Annotated in this window: 20 protein-coding genes; 12 read left to right on the forward strand and 8 right to left on the reverse strand. The window is 60.9% G+C overall.

Annotated elements, in window-relative coordinates:
* Positions 1–79: 79 nt before the first annotated feature.
* Positions 80–505 carry a thioredoxin domain-containing protein gene (locus ACR0AO_RS11105; protein WP_480603379.1) on the forward strand — a complete coding sequence of 142 codons (426 nt, stop codon included), beginning with the start codon at positions 80–82 and terminating at the stop codon, positions 503–505.
* Between the two features lie 30 nt (positions 506–535).
* Here the strand turns inward: ACR0AO_RS11105 and ACR0AO_RS11110 are convergent, their stop codons facing one another.
* Complete coding sequence (locus ACR0AO_RS11110; RefSeq protein ID WP_480603381.1) at positions 536–742, reverse strand: cold-shock protein; 207 nt, start codon at positions 740–742, stop codon at positions 536–538.
* Between the two features lie 221 nt (positions 743–963).
* The gene (locus tag ACR0AO_RS11115) at positions 964–1,179 is read right to left on the reverse strand and encodes a hypothetical protein (RefSeq protein ID WP_480603383.1); all 216 of its coding nucleotides are present in this window, start codon (positions 1,177–1,179) and stop codon (positions 964–966) included.
* Positions 1,180–1,330: 151 nt separating this feature from the next.
* Here ACR0AO_RS11115 and ACR0AO_RS11120 point away from each other — a divergent pair, with 151 nt between their 5' ends.
* Positions 1,331–1,879 (forward strand): REP-associated tyrosine transposase, encoded by a 549-nt coding sequence (locus ACR0AO_RS11120; protein ID WP_480603385.1) that lies wholly within the window; start codon positions 1,331–1,333, stop codon positions 1,877–1,879.
* A gap of 484 nt (positions 1,880–2,363) precedes the next feature.
* Here the strand turns inward: ACR0AO_RS11120 and ettA are convergent, their stop codons facing one another.
* The gene (ettA, locus tag ACR0AO_RS11125) at positions 2,364–4,019 is read right to left on the reverse strand and encodes an energy-dependent translational throttle protein EttA (protein WP_480603387.1); all 1,656 of its coding nucleotides are present in this window, start codon (positions 4,017–4,019) and stop codon (positions 2,364–2,366) included.
* Between the two features lie 113 nt (positions 4,020–4,132).
* Positions 4,133–5,188 carry a hypothetical protein gene (locus ACR0AO_RS11130; protein WP_480603389.1) on the reverse strand — a complete coding sequence of 352 codons (1,056 nt, stop codon included), beginning with the start codon at positions 5,186–5,188 and terminating at the stop codon, positions 4,133–4,135.
* A 249-nt stretch (positions 5,189–5,437) separates the two neighbouring features.
* Here ACR0AO_RS11130 and ACR0AO_RS11135 point away from each other — a divergent pair, with 249 nt between their 5' ends.
* The 3 genes from ACR0AO_RS11135 (at position 5,438) to dacB (ending at position 8,171) form a co-directional block, all read left to right on the forward strand.
* Positions 5,438–5,908 (forward strand): MOSC domain-containing protein, encoded by a 471-nt coding sequence (locus ACR0AO_RS11135; RefSeq protein WP_480603391.1) that lies wholly within the window; start codon positions 5,438–5,440, stop codon positions 5,906–5,908.
* Between the two features lie 35 nt (positions 5,909–5,943).
* On the forward strand, positions 5,944–6,543 hold the full coding sequence (locus ACR0AO_RS11140; RefSeq protein WP_480603665.1) for a nicotinate-nucleotide adenylyltransferase: 600 nt from the start codon (positions 5,944–5,946) through the stop codon (positions 6,541–6,543).
* Between the two features lie 149 nt (positions 6,544–6,692).
* Positions 6,693–8,171 (forward strand): D-alanyl-D-alanine carboxypeptidase/D-alanyl-D-alanine endopeptidase, encoded by a 1,479-nt coding sequence (gene dacB, locus ACR0AO_RS11145; protein ID WP_480603393.1) that lies wholly within the window; start codon positions 6,693–6,695, stop codon positions 8,169–8,171.
* A 6-nt stretch (positions 8,172–8,177) separates the two neighbouring features.
* Here dacB and ACR0AO_RS11150 read toward each other — a convergent pair whose 3' ends face one another.
* The gene (locus tag ACR0AO_RS11150) at positions 8,178–8,600 is read right to left on the reverse strand and encodes a tellurite resistance TerB family protein (protein WP_480603395.1); all 423 of its coding nucleotides are present in this window, start codon (positions 8,598–8,600) and stop codon (positions 8,178–8,180) included.
* Positions 8,601–8,743: 143 nt separating this feature from the next.
* Here ACR0AO_RS11150 and ACR0AO_RS11155 point away from each other — a divergent pair, with 143 nt between their 5' ends.
* The 4 genes from ACR0AO_RS11155 to ACR0AO_RS11170 all read left to right on the forward strand — a co-directional run bounded on the left by ACR0AO_RS11155 (position 8,744) and on the right by ACR0AO_RS11170 (position 14,583).
* Complete coding sequence (locus ACR0AO_RS11155) at positions 8,744–10,120, forward strand: S8 family peptidase (protein ID WP_480603397.1); 1,377 nt, start codon at positions 8,744–8,746, stop codon at positions 10,118–10,120.
* Between the two features lie 7 nt (positions 10,121–10,127).
* Positions 10,128–10,349, forward strand: coding sequence for a hypothetical protein (locus tag ACR0AO_RS11160; RefSeq protein ID WP_480603399.1), 222 nt, complete (start codon positions 10,128–10,130; stop codon positions 10,347–10,349).
* A gap of 134 nt (positions 10,350–10,483) precedes the next feature.
* A complete protein-coding gene (locus ACR0AO_RS11165; protein WP_480603401.1) occupies positions 10,484–12,058 on the forward strand; it encodes a lysine--tRNA ligase in 1,575 nt (524 codons plus the stop codon).
* Positions 12,059–12,297: 239 nt separating this feature from the next.
* Positions 12,298–14,583 carry a glycosyl hydrolase family 28-related protein gene (locus ACR0AO_RS11170; protein WP_480603403.1) on the forward strand — a complete coding sequence of 762 codons (2,286 nt, stop codon included), beginning with the start codon at positions 12,298–12,300 and terminating at the stop codon, positions 14,581–14,583.
* 35 nt (positions 14,584–14,618) lie between these two features.
* Here ACR0AO_RS11170 and ACR0AO_RS11175 read toward each other — a convergent pair whose 3' ends face one another.
* Positions 14,619–15,284: a hypothetical protein gene (locus ACR0AO_RS11175; RefSeq protein WP_480603405.1), complete on the reverse strand. Its 666-nt coding sequence runs from the start codon at positions 15,282–15,284 to the stop codon at positions 14,619–14,621.
* Positions 15,285–15,498: 214 nt separating this feature from the next.
* Between ACR0AO_RS11175 and ACR0AO_RS11180 the strand changes: the two genes are divergently transcribed.
* Both ACR0AO_RS11180 and ACR0AO_RS11185 read left to right on the forward strand, forming a co-directional pair.
* Entirely contained in the window at positions 15,499–15,819 is a 321-nt protein-coding gene (locus ACR0AO_RS11180; RefSeq protein ID WP_480603407.1) for an antibiotic biosynthesis monooxygenase family protein, read from the forward strand.
* Positions 15,820–15,891: 72 nt separating this feature from the next.
* The gene (locus ACR0AO_RS11185; RefSeq protein WP_480603409.1) at positions 15,892–16,299 is read left to right on the forward strand and encodes a universal stress protein; all 408 of its coding nucleotides are present in this window, start codon (positions 15,892–15,894) and stop codon (positions 16,297–16,299) included.
* A 43-nt stretch (positions 16,300–16,342) separates the two neighbouring features.
* Here the strand turns inward: ACR0AO_RS11185 and ACR0AO_RS11190 are convergent, their stop codons facing one another.
* Positions 16,343–16,813 carry an aminoacyl-tRNA deacylase gene (locus ACR0AO_RS11190; RefSeq protein WP_480603410.1) on the reverse strand — a complete coding sequence of 157 codons (471 nt, stop codon included), beginning with the start codon at positions 16,811–16,813 and terminating at the stop codon, positions 16,343–16,345.
* Positions 16,814–16,930: 117 nt separating this feature from the next.
* A complete protein-coding gene (locus tag ACR0AO_RS11195; RefSeq protein WP_480603411.1) occupies positions 16,931–17,482 on the reverse strand; it encodes a HugZ family pyridoxamine 5'-phosphate oxidase in 552 nt (183 codons plus the stop codon).
* Here ACR0AO_RS11195 and ACR0AO_RS11200 point away from each other — a divergent pair.
* Positions 17,463–17,882, forward strand: coding sequence for an excalibur calcium-binding domain-containing protein (locus tag ACR0AO_RS11200; RefSeq protein WP_480603413.1), 420 nt, complete (start codon positions 17,463–17,465; stop codon positions 17,880–17,882). The two genes, ACR0AO_RS11195 and ACR0AO_RS11200, sit on opposite strands and share 20 nt — an antisense overlap.
* The last annotated feature ends 40 nt before the right edge of the window (positions 17,883–17,922 follow it).

Here is a 17,922-nt window from a genome sequence, read left to right on the forward strand (position 1 = left end):
TGAAAGATTCGGTTAAGCGCAATTGCGCCTGTCTGGTTTCGATCTTAATTGAAAAATGTGTTAATTCAGAGGCCTCGCTGTGAGTGACAAGACCTTGACCTGTTTGAATTGCGGTCAACTGAACCGGATACCTGGGGCCAGGATTCTGGCCGGACCCAAGTGCGCCAGCTGCGGCTCTGCGTTGGTGAGCGGTAAGGCGACGGAGGTCGACCCGGCAATCCTGGAGAAGGCTGCCAGGCATGACGATCTGCCGCTTGTGGTGGATTTCTGGGCGCCCTGGTGCGGTCCGTGCAAGATGATGGGGCCGGAATTTTCAAGGGCTGCGGGCAAGCTTGTGGGGCAGGCAAGGCTGGTCAAGCTGGATACGCAGAAATACCGGTCGGCCGGCGGACGTTATCGCATCCGGGGCATTCCGACCATGGTGGCCTTTGAAAGGGGCAAGGAAAAGAAACGCCAGTCCGGCGCGCTGCGCGAAGGGCAGATCGTCGGCTGGGTGAAAGCATAGGGCGGGGAATTTCCCCGCCCAGTCAGTGGCTTATGCCAATGCGATGTTGTCGGCGCTTTCGCGGCCATCGCGGCCCGAGCGCAGGTCATAGGTGACCTTCTGGTTGTCGGCCAGGCCGGTCAGGCCGGAGCGTTCGACGGACGAGATGTGCACGAACACGTCCTTGCCGCCATCTTCGGGTGCGATGAAGCCGTAGCCTTTGGTGGTATTGAACCATTTTACGGTGCCTGCGGGCATTCCGTTATCTCCTTGATATGTGCTGCCCGCGTTGGTGCGACAGCCTGGCGTCGTTGTCTGTATCGATAGACTGAACGCCGGAATCGGAGACAGTAGGTCGAATAGAAAAACGTAAGCCCACCGGATATGGCATCGGCAGGGGCAAGTGACAAGGAAATGTTCGAATTATACCGGATTTTTGCGGTCAATTGCCCATATTGTACACTTCCGGGCGGAAAAAATCAGACCTTGCGAACGCCGAGTCTGCCCCTGTTTTCGTCGCGGCCGCGAAGGGCGTGAAAGCACCAGGCCAGCAATCCGAGCAGCAGCGGGACCAAAAGCGACAGGGCCAGATAGGTTGCGATTGCGAGCCAGATAGAATGACCCAGAACAAACACCTGCGCGAGGGCGGTGACCAGGCCGGTGAGGCTGCCGAAGAAAATCAGAACGAGGGACATAGCGTGGGACTCCCAATGATCTCATTTCAGAAGATCAGGGGAATGCGGCGCAGATGTGGCCGAGAAAGGGCGAAACGATGCGGGGCGCGGGTAATGGGGGAGATTTGGGGTGGTTCACCGATCCTTAACAAGTCCGATGCGATATGCCGGTATGACCAATTACCGCCGTGTCCGCATTCCCGGAGCCAAGTACTTTTTCACCGTGTCATTGGCCGACCGGTCGTCGGACCTGTTAACGCGTGAGGTTAGGTGTTTGCGTGACGCCTATGCCGCGACCCGGCGGGAACGGCCTTTCTGGTGTGATGCCTTTGTGGTGTTGCCCGATCATTTGCATGCGGTTTGGACCTTGCCGCCGGGTGACACGGATTTTTCGACACGTTGGGGTGCGATCAAATCGAGGTTTGCGCGCGGGGTGAAGGCATCAGGAGCGATGGGGTGGAACCCCATCCTACGATCCGGCTCGAAATTCGCGAAGGGGGACGCGGGGATTTGGCAGCGGCGGTTTTGGGAGCATTGCATTCGCGATGAAAGCGATTACCGCAATCACATGGCGTATTGTTTGGGTAATCCGGTCAAGCATGGGTTGGTGAATCACCCTACCGATTGGCCGTATTCGTCGATACACCGCGATATTCGTGCGGGTCGGGTTGATCCGGAGTGGAGCGGTGTGGTCGCCGAGGGTGCGTTCGGAGAGCCGTAGGATGGGGTTTTACCCCATCAATTGAGAGTTGGAGCTTGGAGGTGGTTGGAAGTGCGGGAACCGACCGCATGAGTGACTGGGCATGCGTTTTGATCGAGAGATGGGGTAAAACCCCATCCTACGCTTGCTAGGCTTGTTTATTCAGATATTCCCAGATCAGAGCGCATAGCACTCAAAACTTGGCGCACTGCAGCTTTGCGCTCGTCTGTTCCCGGCCTGGTTGCAACAAGAATGCTGACGGCGTTTCGAACTTGTGGCGGAGCTACCAATTCGCAACGGGCTACCCAATGACCAACATGCAGAGCGGCCTCTTCAGTTCCATCGATCTCGGAGCGGTGCATCGCCTGCCAAAGTCCGACATATGCGTCTTTACGCTCCTGAAACCGGAGCGACTGACGACTATCTGATCGGGCTAGGAACCATTGAATGGTTACCGTGATCAGTGAGCCGAGGCCCAAAGCTCCAACAAGTGTGATCCAGTCCGTCACCGCACAAACTTCTTGTGCTTCAACCGCTTGGGCTCCAGCGCGTCCGGTCCCAGACGCCGCTTCTTGTCCTCTTCGTAATCCTCGAAGTTGCCCTCGAACCATTCCACATGGGCGTCGCCCTCGAAGGCCAGGATATGGGTACAGATGCGGTCGAGGAAGAAGCGGTCGTGGCTGATGACGACGGCGCAGCCGGCGAAATCGACCAGGGCGTCCTCCAAAGCGCGGAGGGTTTCGACGTCGAGGTCGTTGGTCGGTTCGTCGAGCAGCAGGACGTTGCCGCCCTCTTTCAGCAGACGCGCCATGTGAACGCGGTTGCGCTCACCGCCTGACAGCAGGGAGACCTTTTTCTGCTGGTCGCCGCCCTTGAAGTTGAAGGACGAGCAATAGGCGCGGGAATTGACCTGCGCGTCGCCCAGCTGGATGATCTCGGCGCCGCCGGTGATCGCCTCCCACACGGTGTCGTTATCCTTGAGGTCATCGCGGGACTGGTCGACATAGGAGAGCTGCACGGTGTCGCCGTATTCGATGGTGCCGGCGTCGGGCTGTTCTTGGCCGGTGAGCATCTTGAAGAGCGTCGATTTACCGGCGCCGTTGGGGCCGATGACGCCGACGATGCCGCCGGGGGGCAGGGCGAAGTCGAGCTTTTCGATCAGTTGCTTGTCGCCCATGTGCTTGGCCAGCCCGTTGACCTCGATCACCTTGCCTCCAAGGCGCTGGCCATTGGGGATGACGATCTGGGCGCGGGTGATTTTCTCGCGCTCGGACTGGGCGGCCAGTTCGTTATAGGCGTTGATCCGGGCCTTTTGCTTGGCCTGACGGGCCTTTTGGCCCTGCCGCATCCACTCCAGTTCGCGCTGGAGCGTCTTTTGCTTGGACTTGTCCTCGCGCGCTTCCTGCTCCAGCCGTTTGGCCTTTTGTTCCAGCCAGGCGGAATAGTTGCCCTCGTAGGGGATGCCACGACCGCGGTCGAGTTCGAGGATCCAGCCGGTGATGTCGTCCAGGAAATAGCGGTCGTGGGTGACGATCAGGATGGTGCCCTTGTAGTCGATCAGGTGCTGTTGCAGCCAGGCGATGGTCTCGGCGTCGAGGTGGTTGGTGGGTTCGTCCAGCAGCAGCATTTCGGGCGCTTCGAGCAGCAACTTGCAGAGCGCGACGCGGCGTTTCTCACCACCCGAGAGGGTTTCGACATTGGCGTCGTCGGGGGGGCAGCGCAGCGCCTCCATCGAGACGTCGATCTGGCTGTCGAGATCCCAGAGGTTTTCGGCGTCGATCTGGTCCTGCAGCTTGGCCATCTCGTCGGCGGTTTCATCGCTGTAGTTCATCGCCAGATCGTTGTAGCGGTCGAGAATGTCCTTTTTGGCCTTGACCCCCAGCATGACGTTTTCGCGCACGGTGAGGCCCGGGTCGAGCTGCGGCTCCTGCGGGAGGTAGCCGACCTTGGCCCCTTCGGCGGCCCAGGCTTCACCGGTGAAATCGGTATCGAGGCCCGCCATGATCTTCATCAGTGTCGATTTACCGGCGCCGTTGACGCCCACGACGCCGATTTTCACGCCGGGCAGGAAGCTCAGGTGGATGTTTTCAAAGCACTTCTTGCCACCTGGATAGGTCTTGGAGACACCCTGCATGTGGTAGACATATTGATAGGCGGCCATGTTGCGTCCTCTGGTACGGGGAATTCGGGTTGGCCGGTGTGATAGCGGATGCGATGGGTGGGGGCAATCGGGATAAGAGGGTAGCGCCCGGAGCGCGAATCCGTCTGAGCAATCTACGTGAGTGTGTGCTCTTCGATTTGCCGCAACAAGGCTTCGGCACAGGCCGGAATGTACTGTTCTGGAGCGAGGGGTTGCAGGCAAGGTGCGCCTTGCAACACCCGCTTCATGCGCGAGACGACCGCGAACGCGTCGAATTTGATGCCGGTTTCACACAGGTAAATCTGGCCGGAATCCCGTTCGACAACGAAGTCGTGATGATAGAAACCGAGGCCCAGCGCCTCGCCCAGACGCGCTGTCAGTTCCACCAGCTCTTCTTTTCGTTTCGCAAACAGTTCATCAAAGAAATGAGAGACCAGATTTGCTTTCTTTGGGGTGTCGACACCGTGGACCGACAGATTGCCGGAAGCCACCGAAGAGAGTCCCACAAAGCCGTGCACGAGTTCGCGCCCCACGGCAAGCACCCGTACCGATGAACGAAACTCTTCACCTTCGAACTCGCGGCGGGTTTCGATGAAGCGTGTGTTGTAGCGGCCTTGTTCTCCGTTTGAAAGGTGTTCGACCAGCCGGACAGGTTTGCTTGTACCTTCATTCAGATTGGAAAATATCATCGCACCTTCAGGTACCTTGGTTTCCGGCATGAGTATCCCCCGTCGGGTGAGATACGCATTGGTTTTGTGTTTTCGATTGAGGATCGGCCCCACCTGTACCGGGTTGAATACCACATTTGCTGCGGCTTCGGCCTTCAGCATGGTTTCTGAAACCGGTGCCTCGAACAATTCATTATAAAGATTGATGAGGACGACCGGCTCGCGCGAAGAGGTGATTTCAGAAAGTACGTCCCTTTCTTCAAAAATGAACACTGGCTGCCAGCCTGCATCGGTCAGACATTTCAGGAATCTCGGAAAAAAGAACTTTGGTTCGACCTTTCCTCGGCCGCGAATGGCCGTTCGTGTCACAGCGCTAAAGACGATTTTTCCTTTGCGGGGGCTGTGGGCAGGAGCAATTGGCCCGATTGAACTGAGCTCATTTTGTTTTCGCGCGCGGACTCTGCGTTCTCTGCGTGTCAAATCCGGATGCGCTGTGCGGTCATCTTGGTCCGGCGAGGTCAAATTTGAATGCTCCTGGGAAATTCAATCAACGTCATAAGTTGAGTATTCATTCAAACCAAATCACCAAAACGGTCAATAGGCTGGCAAGCGGTATGATGACATGTTGCCAAGACAACATTGAAATGCTGGGCGTATTCGGATTGGTGGCGTGATGGCCAACCTGGCAGGATGGGGCAAGCTGGCGATGACGTGAATTTGCATGCGGTCAGCGAGCAGGTATTGCATGAGCGCGGCTGGAGAGGGAAAACAATGTCGGAATTGCGGGAGCTCGTTGCGGGATGGGCGCAGCCCGGGTGTGTCGATTGGATCGGCTTGCGGCCAGATCGGCGGGCCGAGATGGAAGTTGTGGGCGCGGTTATGGTCCGGGCCGACGGGCTGGATGGCGACCGCAGCCGTGTGGGCAAGCGGGCGGTGACGTTGATTCAACAGGAGCATTTGGCGGCGATTGGGTCTTATCTGGGGCAAGGGCCGGTGGCTCCCGATATTCTGCGGCGCAATCTGGTGGTCTCGGGGATCAATCTGGCGGCGCTCAAGGGGCGCGAAGTGCAGGTGGGGGAGGCCATTTTGCGCTTTACCGTGATTTGCGCGCCGTGCGGCCGGATGGAAGAGGCGTTGGGCAAGGGGGGCTATTCGGCGGTGCGCGGACATGGCGGCTGGTGCGCCGAAGTGGTGCGTCCCGGGCGGGTTCGGCTGGGGGACGAGGTCAGGCCAGCCGATTGACAAGGGCCGCCAGTTCTGAACAACAGCGAAGAATGATGAGGCATTCCATACCCTTTGCAAGGCCTGGTCAGGTCATTGGCCTGCTGGGCGGTTCGTTCGATCCGCCGCATCAGGGCCACGCCCACATCACGCGCGAGGCGATGAAGGCGTTCGGGCTTGACCGTGTCTGGTGGCTGGTCTCGCCCGGAAACCCGCTGAAAGAGCGAGGCCCCGCGCCGCTGGAGCAACGGATGGCGGCGGCCCGTGACCTGATGCGCCATCCCCGGGTCGAGGTCACCGATTTCGAGGCGAAAATCGGCACGCGGGCGACGGCGGACACGCTGGTGGCGCTCAGGGCGCTTTATCCGGGGGTGCGGTTCGTCTGGCTGATGGGGGCCGACAATCTGGCGCAGCTTCACAAATGGCGTGACTGGCGGTCGATCATGGAAACCGTTCCGGTTGGCGTGGTTGCGCGGCCGGGGGATCGCATTTCGGCACGGATGTCGCCGGCGGCGCGCGCCTTTGGGCGGCATCGGATCGACGGGCAGGCCCGCCATTTGCTGGGGCGATCCGAGGCGCCCGCCTGGTGTTTCGCCGATGTGCCGATGGTGCATGTCAGTTCGACGCAAATCCGGCAGCGCGGAAAATGGGCGTAGATTTTCGAATTGAGCGCCTGCGCGGCTCTCATTTCCATTTTAACGATCGGGGGTCGCGCCGTTGGAAAATGTCGACAATTTTGCCCCGGCGCATGAAAATCTGTCCGGAACTTCTTGTCGGGCGGCGATCTCTGAGATTCAATTGAGTCATGTTTGAGCGAATTTCTCGTCGTGCATTTCTGAGCGGGCTCGGGGCCGCGCTGAGCCCGGTTGCCGGTTGGGCCGGCGCGCCCGAAACGTCGCTCAGGCCGCAGTTGCGTCCTGCTGGGTTGAGCGAACCCGAGCGGATCATCCGGGCGGCGGGGCTGCCGGGGGATGTGGTCTTTGCGGTTGCCGATGCGAAGACGGGCAAGCCTCTGGAGGCGGTGGGCGCTGGCAGCGGGTTGCCGCCGGCGAGCGTCGCCAAGGCGCTGACTGCGCTTTACGCGCTGGACGTTTTGGGGGCGGAACACCGTTTTGAAACGCGGGTGATTGCGGCCGGGCCGGTTGAAAACGGCATTCTGGATGGGGATCTGGTCCTTGCGGGTGGCGGAGATCCCCTTTTGGACACCGAGGCGCTGGCGACGTTGGCAGCGAACCTCAGAGAGGCCGGTCTGCGCGAGGTGCGAGGTGCGTTCAAGGTGTATGACGGCGCGTTGCCCTTTGTACAAACCATCGACCCCGAACAGCCCGATCATGTCGGATACAGCCCTGCGGTGAGTGGAATAGCGCTGAATTTCAACCGCGTGCACTTTGAATGGAAGCGGGGCGCAAAGAATTATGACGTGAGCATGGATGCGCGCACCGCCAATTATAAGCCGCGAGTGGAAATGGCGAAGATGGCGGTCGCCGACCGGAACCTGCCGGTTTACACCTATGAGGCTGGTGACCGGATCGACAACTGGACGGTGGCCAGGGGCGCACTGGGCAAGGGCGGCGCGCGATGGCTGCCAGTGCGGAAACCGGCGCTATACGCAGGCGACGTGTTTCGGACGCTGGCGCGGGTGAACGGGATCGTTCTGAACCGGGTGGAGGTGATCCGTGTGTTGCCCGAAGGTGCCGTTCTGGCCGCGCATCAAAGCGCGCCGCTTGGGAAAATCCTGAAGGGAATGCTGAGATATTCCAACAACCTGACCGCTGAGATGGTGGGGATGGCCGCCTCGGCGGCGCGGGGTGTCCCGCCCGGAGACCTGCGCGATTCGGCGTCGGAGATGAACCGTTGGGCGATCGAGAATTACAGCGCCTTTCGCACGGAAATGGTGGATCATTCCGGGCTTGGCGGTGCTTCCCGCATGGCGCCGGGGGATCTGGTGCGGGCGCTGGTCGCGGCGCGCAGGGAGAACCTCTTGCGGCCACTGCTCAAGCCTTTTGCGCTAAAGGACAGCAAGGGACGCCCGATCAAGGGGCATCCTGTCAGGGTTGACGCCAAGACTGGGACGTTGAATTTCGTGTCCGGGCTGGGCGGGTTCGTGACCACAGCCGGGGGCACAGAACTGGCCTTTGCCATCTTTACCGCCGATATCGCCCGGCGTGCGCAGATCCGCCGTGCGGACCGGGAGCGCCCGAAAGGCGCCCGGTCGTGGAACCGGCAGTCCAGAAAACTGCAGCAGGCGCTGCTGGAACGCTGGGGCAACCTGTACGGAAGCTGAGAGAGCTCAGACCACGTGCCGTGCCCGCGCCCCGCGTTCGATGGCGGCGGCGTGCAGGCGGTCGACGTTCAGCTCGTAGCGGATTTCTTCGAGCAGGCGCAGTTCGGTTTCCGCCAGCTTTCCGTCGGCGGCGGCCACGTCGCAGGCCAGAGCATAGGCGGTTTCGTTCAGCCGTTCCGGCAGGTTGTCGCGGATCAGGCCGAACAGTGCGTCCAGCCCGTCTTCCTGTTCGAACAGGTCGAACACGGTCTGCGAGATCCGCTGCATGCGGTCGATGTCGTAGTTCGCGAAGACCGGCAGCATGTTCACGGCGGTCTGGATCTTGACCAGTTCGGCGGTACGGATGTTTTCATCCGAGGCGGACACCGCCACCATGATCGCGACAAGGCAATCCTGCGGGGTCATCGGGTGGGGGGCTTGCTCGGTCATGGTGACGTCCTGATGAAATCTGTGGTTTCCGCGCAAGATACGGATAGCGCTGACGCTATTCAACTCTTGCGCGCTCTTATTTCGAAGAACACGTTTTTGGTGTATAATCGGGGTGTTTTTTTCAGGAAATTTGGAGGTAAGTCATGACTGGTGTCAATGTACTCTTGGAATTTGCTTCGGAACGTCCTGACGCTCTTGAAATGCACGGTGCGGCTGTCAAAGCGCCAAATGAGGCGGAGCGGCAGGCGGCGGATCTTCTGGCGGGCGTCGGCGGGGCCGGTATCGAATTCGAAGAGGGGTTTGCCCCGGTGCCGATGTTTTCAGATATCGACGAGGCCGTGGGGGGCGATTTCGTGGAATCGGTGCAGCCGATGAATCCGGACCTGGCCCCGACGAGCCGGACAGTGGTGTTGCCCGCGCAAGTGAGCCGGGAGCGTCTGGGCGAGTTGCAGGACAATCCCAATGTGAAGGTCTGGCCGAACTCGCGGCTGACGCTCTATTCGGCGCGGGAGGCGATTGACGAGGCGAGATCAGACAGCGGCGTCGATTGCCGACCGTTCCGCGATGCGGTCGAGATCGATGTTCTGCGTGATCTGCTGGGGACCGACACGCTGTGGAACAGCGGGTTTCGGGGGCAGAACATTATCGTCGGAATTCTCGATGAGGGGGTAAACGGCGATGAGTACCCGGTGGTTGGCGGCTTTTCCCGCCCCGGTGCCGGGTTGCAGCCCGGCGCGGCGGCGATTGGCAGCCACGGGTCGATGTGCGCGGCCGACGTGCTGGTGGCGGCGCCGGCGGCGCGGATTTATGACTATCCGTTCCTGGGTATCCCGAATTCGGGCGGCGCGTTGCAGATGTTCCAGGCCGTTCTGGATCAGTGGAACACGGATGGAACACCGCAGATCACCAATAACTCTTACGGGTTTGTCGGAGTGCCCAGCCCCGTGCATTTCCCTAATCACGAGGTGAACGACATCAACCACCCGGTGCACCGGAAAGTGCGCGAGGTCGTGTCGGCCGGTGTGGCCTGTTTCTTTGCGGCGGGCAATTGCGGGCAGAACTGCCCCAGCGGCAATTGCCATTCCTCGGGCATCGGGCCGGGCGTGTCGATCCATGCATCCAACAGTCTGGCCGAGGTGATCACCGTGGCCGCCGTCAACAGCCGGCACGAGCGGATCGGCTATTCCAGCCAGGGGCCGGGCATGTTCGAGGCGCAAAAACCCGATATCGCCAGCTATTCGCATTTCTTCGGCAATTTCGGTCCGGGCCGTCCGGCGGGTGCGGGTGGCACGCCGTTCGACAACGGCACCTCGGCGGCGACGCCGGTGGCGGCGGGAGTTGGCGCGGCGCTGTTGTCGGCCAATCCGGCGCTGACGCCGGCCGAGCTGAAATTCCTGCTGATGGAATCGGCGACAAGCCTTGGCGGCGGGCGTGGCTGGAATCCCGATCACGGCACCGGCGTGATCAACGCGGCGGCGGCGCTGAGCTCTATGCGGATGCGGGCGCCACTGGTAGGCTGAGCCAGGGATGGAATGGCTGGTGACATATTGCGGCCCCGAGACGGACGAGGAAGTCCGTCGGCGCCTGCGTGCGGCGGGGGCGTCGGTCGATCCGGATGTCACCGCCATTCCACTGGGCGAGGCCGAGCGGGTTTTCGAGGTCAAGGCGCCTGGGGAAGTGGCAGCCCGGTTGTCGACATTGCCCGGTGTCAGGGGCGTTTACCCCCATTCCGAGCCAACGGCCTATTGAGCCGGTGCAATATTCACAGGATTGACCGCCCAGGCGTTGTCGGGCGATTGACTCTGGCTGCGGCAGCGCAATAGGAGGGGCGGGCTGGCCGCGTGGTGCGGCGGGCACCGTTTTCCGATGGAGATCACAGCGAAATGTCTGAACTGCGTGAAACCGCCCTCGCGTCCAAGGCCTGGCCCTTTGAAGAGGCGCGCCGGGTGCTCAAACGCTATCAGAAGTCGCCGCCGGAAAAGGGTTATGTGCTGTTTCAGACCGGCTATGGCCCTTCGGGCCTGCCGCATATCGGCACGTTTGGTGAGGTCGCGCGCACCTCGATGGTGCGGCATGCGTTTGAACAACTAAGCGACATTCCGACCCGGCTCATCTGTTTTTCGGACGACATGGACGGTTTCCGCAAGGTACCGACCAATGTGCCGATGCAGGAAGAATTGCGGCAGGACCTGCATCTGCCGCTGACCAAGGTGCGTGATCCGTTCGGTACGCATGAGGGGTTTGCCCAGCACAACAATGCGATGCTGTGCGACTTTCTCGACAGTTTCGGGTTCGAATACGAATTCGCATCGGCCACCGATTATTACACCTCTGGCCGGTTCGACGAGATGCTGCTGACAGCGCTGGCGCGGTTTGACAAGATTCAGGAGATCATGCTGCCGACGCTGGGGCCGGAGCGGCGCGAGACCTATTCATGCTTCTTGCCGGTTTCGCCCAAGACGGGGCATGTGCTGCAGGTGCCGACGCTGGAGCGCAATGTCGAAAAGGGCACGATCGTTTATCAGGAGCCGGATGGCGAGAAGGTCGAGATCCCGGTCACCGGCGGCAACGTCAAGATGCAGTGGAAGCCCGATTGGGCGATGCGCTGGGCGGCGCTGGGCGTGGACTATGAGATGTCGGGCAAGGACCTGATCGACTCGGTCACGCAGTCGTCGAAAATCTGCCGCGCGCTGGGCAAGCAGCCGCCGGAATCGCTGAGCTACGAGCTGTTCAATGACGAAATGGGGCAGAAGATTTCCAAGTCGAAGGGCAATGGCCTGTCGATGGAGGAATGGCTGACCTATGCGGCGCCGGAATCCCTCAGCTATTTCATGTATCAGAAGCCGAAAACGGCCAAGCGGCTGTATTTCGATGTGATCCCGAAGGCGGTGGATGAATATCACCAGCAACTTCGCGCCTATCCGGGACAGGAGTTGAAGGCGCAGCTGAACAACCCGGTGTGGCATATCCATGGCGGCGAGGCGCCCGAGAGCAATCTGGTGGTGCCGTTCGCGATGTTGCTGAATCTAGCCTCGGTGTCCGGGGCTGAGGACAAGGATACGCTGTGGGGCTTTATCCGCCGTTATGCGCCGGAGGCCAGCGCCGAGACGCATCCCGACCTGGATCAGGCGGCAGGCTTTGCGGTGCGGTATTTCAACGACTTCGTCAAACCCACCCGCCAGTTCCGCGCGCCGACCGAGCAGGAGCGCGAGGCGCTGGAAGCTTTGAAAACCGAACTGGAAGCCTATGACGGGCCGCTCGAGGACGAGGCGCTGCAATCGGTGGTCTATTCCGTGGGGCGCGAGCGGTTCGAACCGATGCGGGCCTGGTTTACCGCGCTTTACGAGGTACTGCTGGGGGCGTCTCAGGGGCCGCGTTTTGGCGGGTTCATCGCGCTATATGGCGTACCAGAGACGGTTGCGCTGATTGATCGGGCTCTTGCGGGCGAGTTGATCTGAGACCTCTTCGGGGCCTTGAGGGCCCTCATCGGACTGACCCGTTGGCCTGACGGCCTGCGGGGATGTGCCTTTTCGGAACTGTGCAGTTCAGCGGCGTGTTGCAACGGCACCGTCACGGTGCCACCAGTCGGGTTTAAGCTTTTTCCCATATTTCGGTTTCTCGCATTCGGGGGCACCCGAAAACGGGAACGACGCGCTTGTGGCGGCTTGCACGCGGCGCATTTGGGAAAGGGATACGTATGAACAAGGCGATCACCGACGGTATCGAGTTTATGCCGCCTCGGTTCAGGGACGGGCTGGATGTCTGGTCAAGCGGCGACGGCACCCCCGGATCGGACACCTATGACGGATCGGTCAGCGCCGCCTTTGTTCCGGCGGATGCGGATTTTGGCGGCTGCCTGGAAGTCTTGAAAACCGACACGCTGCAAAAAATCCGGTATATGGGTCAGACGCCGATCCTGCCGGGGTGCTATTTGCAGATCAGGGCGCGGGTCAAGGCGATCAGCGGACCGTTGCCCACGGTCCGGATTGCCGGCTGGGCCGGACGCGCTGGTGAGGTGCATCTGACCGGCGTGACCGAGGTTGGTCCGGCAACGACGCTTGTCACCTATGGCGATGTCGTCGAGATTTCCGCAATCGTGGGCACCGGATTTCGGGATGGTGTCGACCTGCCCTGGGGGCCGAGCGCGCTGTACGGCCATTTCGGCCTGAACATCGAAGGGCCGAACGGGTCGGTGCTGCGGGTGGACGATATCGAAATCGCGGATGTCACCGGGGTATTTCTGCGAGAGCTCATCGGGCTGGTCGATGTCCGTGACTTCGGTGCCAAGGGGGACGGCGCGAGTGACGATTCTGCCGCCTTCGAAGCGGCGGACCAGGCCGCAGGCGGACGCCGGGTTCTGGTGCCCGAAGGCAATTTTTTCCTTGGTCAGACGACCAGCATGAACGCGCGCGTCGAGTTCGAAGGTTCGGTGACCATGCCAGCAGACAAGATGCTGCTTTTGACCAAGAGCTTTGATCTGCCGACCTATGTCGCGGCGTTCGGCGATGAAACGCTGGGCTTCAAGAAGGCATTTCAGGCGCTGCTGAACAATTCGGATCATGAATCGCTCGATATGGGAGGGCGCAAGGTTTCGGTTTCCGCGCCCATCGACATGCAGGCGGCGGTTCCGAACCGGACAAGCTATGCCACGCGCCGGGTGATCCGCAACGGGCAACTGGATGTCAAATCCAGCGCGGCCTGGGATACCGAGACCTTCAGTTCGCAAGCGACCTATAGCTCGGGCAGCCCCTTTACGCTGACAAATGTTCTGAACGTCGCCAACATACCCGTAGGCGCGCTGGTGACCGGCAACGGGGTCGGGCGCGAGATCTATGTCTCATCAAAGAATGTGGGCGCGCAGCAAATCACGCTGAGCAACCCGCTATACGACGCGGAAGGCACGCAGAATTTCACCTTTACCGCCTTCAAGTACCTGCTGGATTTCAGCGGCTTCAGTTCGTTGCAGAAATTCGGGATGGAGGACATCGAATTTCAGTGCAATGGCCAGTGCAGCGCCATCCGGCTGGCCCCTACAGGCAGCACGTTTTCGCTGAAGAACTGTTTCATCAGCCGTCCCAGGGATCGCGGCATCACCTCGACCGGCAGCGGCTGTCAGGGGATGCTGATCGACGGGTGCCAGTTTCTTTCGACCGAGGACAGCCTGAACGTGCCGGCCCGAAACTCGATTGCCCTCAACACCAACAACAACGACGTCAAGCTGCGGCACAACCGGGCGACCCGGTTCAGGCATTTCGCGGTGCTGGGCGGCGACAACAACATGGTGCTGGGCAACCACTTCTTTCAGGGCGACGGCGTGGCCAATGGCAGCCGCACTGCGGGTCTGGTGATGATCGGAACCTATATCAGCTCGACCATCGCCGAGAACTATGTGGACAACTGTTCCATCGAATGGACGAACGAACACGATCCGAACCCTGATTTCGTTTCCGGGTTCTCGTTCAGTTCGATGAGCATCACCGACAACATCTTCCTGTCGGGCGACGTGGCGCCGTGGTTCAGCTATGTCGTCATCCGGCCTTATGGAACCGGGCATTTCCTGAACGGGCTGACGGTGACCGGCAACAAATTCCGTTCGATCAACGGCAGTATCGACCGGGCCGATCGGGTTGATACGACCTTTGCCGATCTGAATTACAGCCGGTTTGTGAACGTGGTTTTCGAGGCAAACATGTTCCACGGGGTCTCCGCAAAGAGCGCCAACCCGCTGCGGTTGCGGCACACGCAGAATACGGCGGCGCAGACATGGGTCGTCGATCCGGGGCAGAACCTGCCCTTTGGCGGTCAGGCACGCGGGTGCGACAGCGTTGTGGCGCTGGATGCGTTGAAGACCGGAGGCAATGCGATCCGGTATGCCTCGCCCTATGTCAGGCTGCAGCAGGGCGCGGACAACGACCAGATCAACCTTGTCTGGTCCGAGGCGTTGAAGGGAACGGTCGCGACCTCGATCCGCATCGACACGTAAATCCGGCGCGGGCGGGCCAGACCCGCCCCTTTCACTCAGAAACTCTGCCACACCGCCAGCTTGAGCCCGGGAAGTGAGATGGCGGAGTTCTTTTCGATCCCCACAACCCAGGCGGCTTTCCATTTCCTGGGCGTGATCATGATCGAGGGCGTCACGCTCCAGTACAGCGGTGCGCCGCTGATCTTCGAGGTTTCGATCTGCACTAAAGGGTTGATACGCCGCTCCGAGGACAGGCCCGCCGTTATGTCAAGCTTTCCGACCGTCTGCCGCCCCCTGAGAAAATCGGCGCCCGCGTCGACGGCGAGCCAGCCATTTGTGTTTCGAATGCGGAATCCTCGCCCGTATGACAGTTTCAGGCGCGTCATGGCGCGGGTCTCGCTTTGTTTGTGATAGGCCCCGATTCCGACTTCGGCGGCTAAGCGTCCGCCATGGTCAAGGGTCAGCACCGGCAACCGTGCAAACAGCAGGGCGTGACCGGCGAGGCCCTGATATTCGTGGGCGTCGAGGCCAATTGTCAGCCGGTCCCTGAGACCCCATTCGAAATAGAGCGAGTAATCGCTGCCGATCGCACCGCTGTCTTCGAGATGGACTGTGGTCGAGATTGCGGAAAAGCCGGTTCCCTTGTCACGCATCCAGGCGCCGGCCTGTGCGGTTCCCGCGGTCAGCAGGCATAGAAGAATGGCGGTCAGGAATTGGCGCACGGATTGTCCTCGTGCGGCAATCTTTCGCTAGTCTTGGTTAACGGATGGTTACGCGCAAGAACGTTGCGGTGCCAACGGCACGTGCAGCGACCCAAGTGATCTTTTCCCGGCGAAAGCACAAGAATTTCGGGCCCGGAAGTTACTGGATTAATGTCAGAAATCGGAAGCATTCCCAAAAACCTGTGCTAGGCTGGGACAAAAGAGGAGGAGCAAGATGCCGAAAATTTCAAAAGACGCATCCATTCAGACCGTCATCACTACATTCGAAATGACGCCGGGAACCTGTCAGGACCTGCTTGAGGCGTTGACCGATGCCTATTCCAATTTCATTTCGAAACAGCCCGGATTCGTTGCGGCGGGCCTGCATGTGAACGACGCGCAGACGCGGATCGCAAACTATTCCCAGTGGCAGCGGCGCGAGGATTTTCTGGCCATGCTGCGCACCGACGAGATGCGCGCCCGCAACCGTAAAATCAACGAACTGTGCAAAAGCTTTGAGCCGGTCATGTATGACGTCGCGGAGACCTTTGGCTGACCTGATTTGAATCAAGGCCGGACCGGCCGGAAAAGCTCAGACTCAGGCTATCTCAACAGGAGGCACAAGCCCATGTATCATAACATTCTTGTTCCGATTTCCTTTGATGCCGAGCGGGACGTGTCAGGCCCGATGAAGCTGGCCGAAAAGCTGGCGACCCCGGATGCCAGGATCACGCTGATGCACGTGGTCGAACATATTCCGGATTATGCGATCTCGTACATGCCGGTCGAGTATCTGGACGAGGCGCGCAAAGCGATTCAGACGGAGCTTGACTCGTTGGCCACCAAGCTGCCCAACGCGCGCGCCGAGGTGGTCGAGGGCCATTCGGGCCGCACCATTCTGGACTGGGCCGAAACCAACAAGCCCGACCTGATCATTCTGGCCTCGCACCGTCCGGGCATGCAGGACATCTTTCTGGGCTCGACCGCGACCCATGTGGTGCGCCACGCGCAATGCGCGGTGCTTGTGGTCCGATAAGGGATGGTCCCCGGCCCCGGAACGGGGGCCGGGCCCGGCAGTGTCAGTGGGTGCAGCAGAAAGAGCCGTGCCGGGCATCCTTCATCAGGCGGTCGAAATCGCTGCCTTTCATCTCGACCAGGGTTTGGTGATCACCGGCCTCGAACCAGACGCGGTCCAGACCGGTCAGGCTGTCATCCACGATCGTCGGCACGTCATAGGCCGAACCGACCGGCGGTGCCGCGCCAAGATCGCAATCGTCAAAGACCTCTTCGACCTGGGCCTCGGGGGCCAGTCCGATGCGGCGCGAAAGAATTGATTGCAGGTTGGTCAGGTCGACATGATGGTTTGACGGCACGACGGCCAGCATTGGCCCTTCTTCCATATGGATCAGGACGGATTTGGCCAGATGGTCGCCGGGCACATGTGCGGCTTCGGCGCATTCCGCCGCCGTGGGCGCATAGGGGTGCGGGACCATGTCGAAGGGCAGGCCTTGGGCTTCGAGGTGATGTTTCAGGCGCGTGGCAATGGTCATGGTGTCCTCCATGGATCCATCGGCAACCCGGCCATGCGCAACTGGCGCGCCAGGCGCCGAGTTTGGTGTGCGAGAGTTCCAGTCTGCGCCGTTCAACCGAGTCGGGCAAGCCCGGCGTCAGAAATCGGTGGCGTCCAGACGATAGGCTCTGCCGAATCCGGCATTGAGCAACTCGTCGGTCACGTCGAAACGGACAAAGCGGAAATCGGCGAAATCCGCGTAAAGCGCGGCCTTGGGGCGTAGCGACAGATAGCGGGCGCGCGCCCGGTCATGTTCCGGCGTGCCGCGCGGGATCAGATCGGCCGTGCAATGCAGTGTCAGGCGCGGGTGGATCAGCGGATTGCCCCTTGGGCCGGGTTCTCCGATCAGCAGGGCACAGGCCGGGTTGGCCTCCAGCGCCTGCGTGTGGCCGGCGAGGTTGGAGATCAGCGAAACCGGGTGCCCGCCGAGGTCGGTCGCGAGGGCGATGCGGGTGACGGAGGGCAGGGCGGTGCCCGGTTGCAGAACTGCCAGCGCTGCGTGGGTCGCGCCCTGGATCAGGTCGCGGGCCAGTGCCCGCGCGCTGTCGTCGGCGGGTAGGAAAGGATCTGTGCGGGCCATCGTGATGCCATATTCCGAAACTATCCCAGCATTCATGGCAAAAGACCCGATGTCGAGCGAAGAAATCATTCCGAACCCCCGGTCCAGCCGACGGCACCTGCGGGCCGACGCGTTGCGCCGCAAGGCGCTGTCGCCGGTGCGCATCCTGATCATGATCCTTGCGCTGCCGATCTCGATTGCCAGCATTTCCCTTGGCGTCTACATGCGCACCAGCCCCTATGTGCCAGCCGAAAGCCTGTTGCATATCGTGGCGCTGGCGGGTTGCGATGCGGCGCGGGCGGTGGACGTGGCCCCGGCCTATCGCGGCATGCTGGGTTATCACCCGCGCAACGATCCGGACGGGGACGGGGTGGCCTGCGGCGAGGGTCGCCCGGTGGATGCCGGACCCGCGATTGTTTCCCAAACCGCAGCGCCCTCGCCGGAAGTGAAACAACGGATGGTCGGCGGCGCGAAATTCGTGCGCCCCTGAGCGGGCGCGCAGCGTGGGCCTGAACGCCGCGCCAACAGGT

Source organism: Ruegeria sp. AF8 (genome assembly GCF_056541825.1).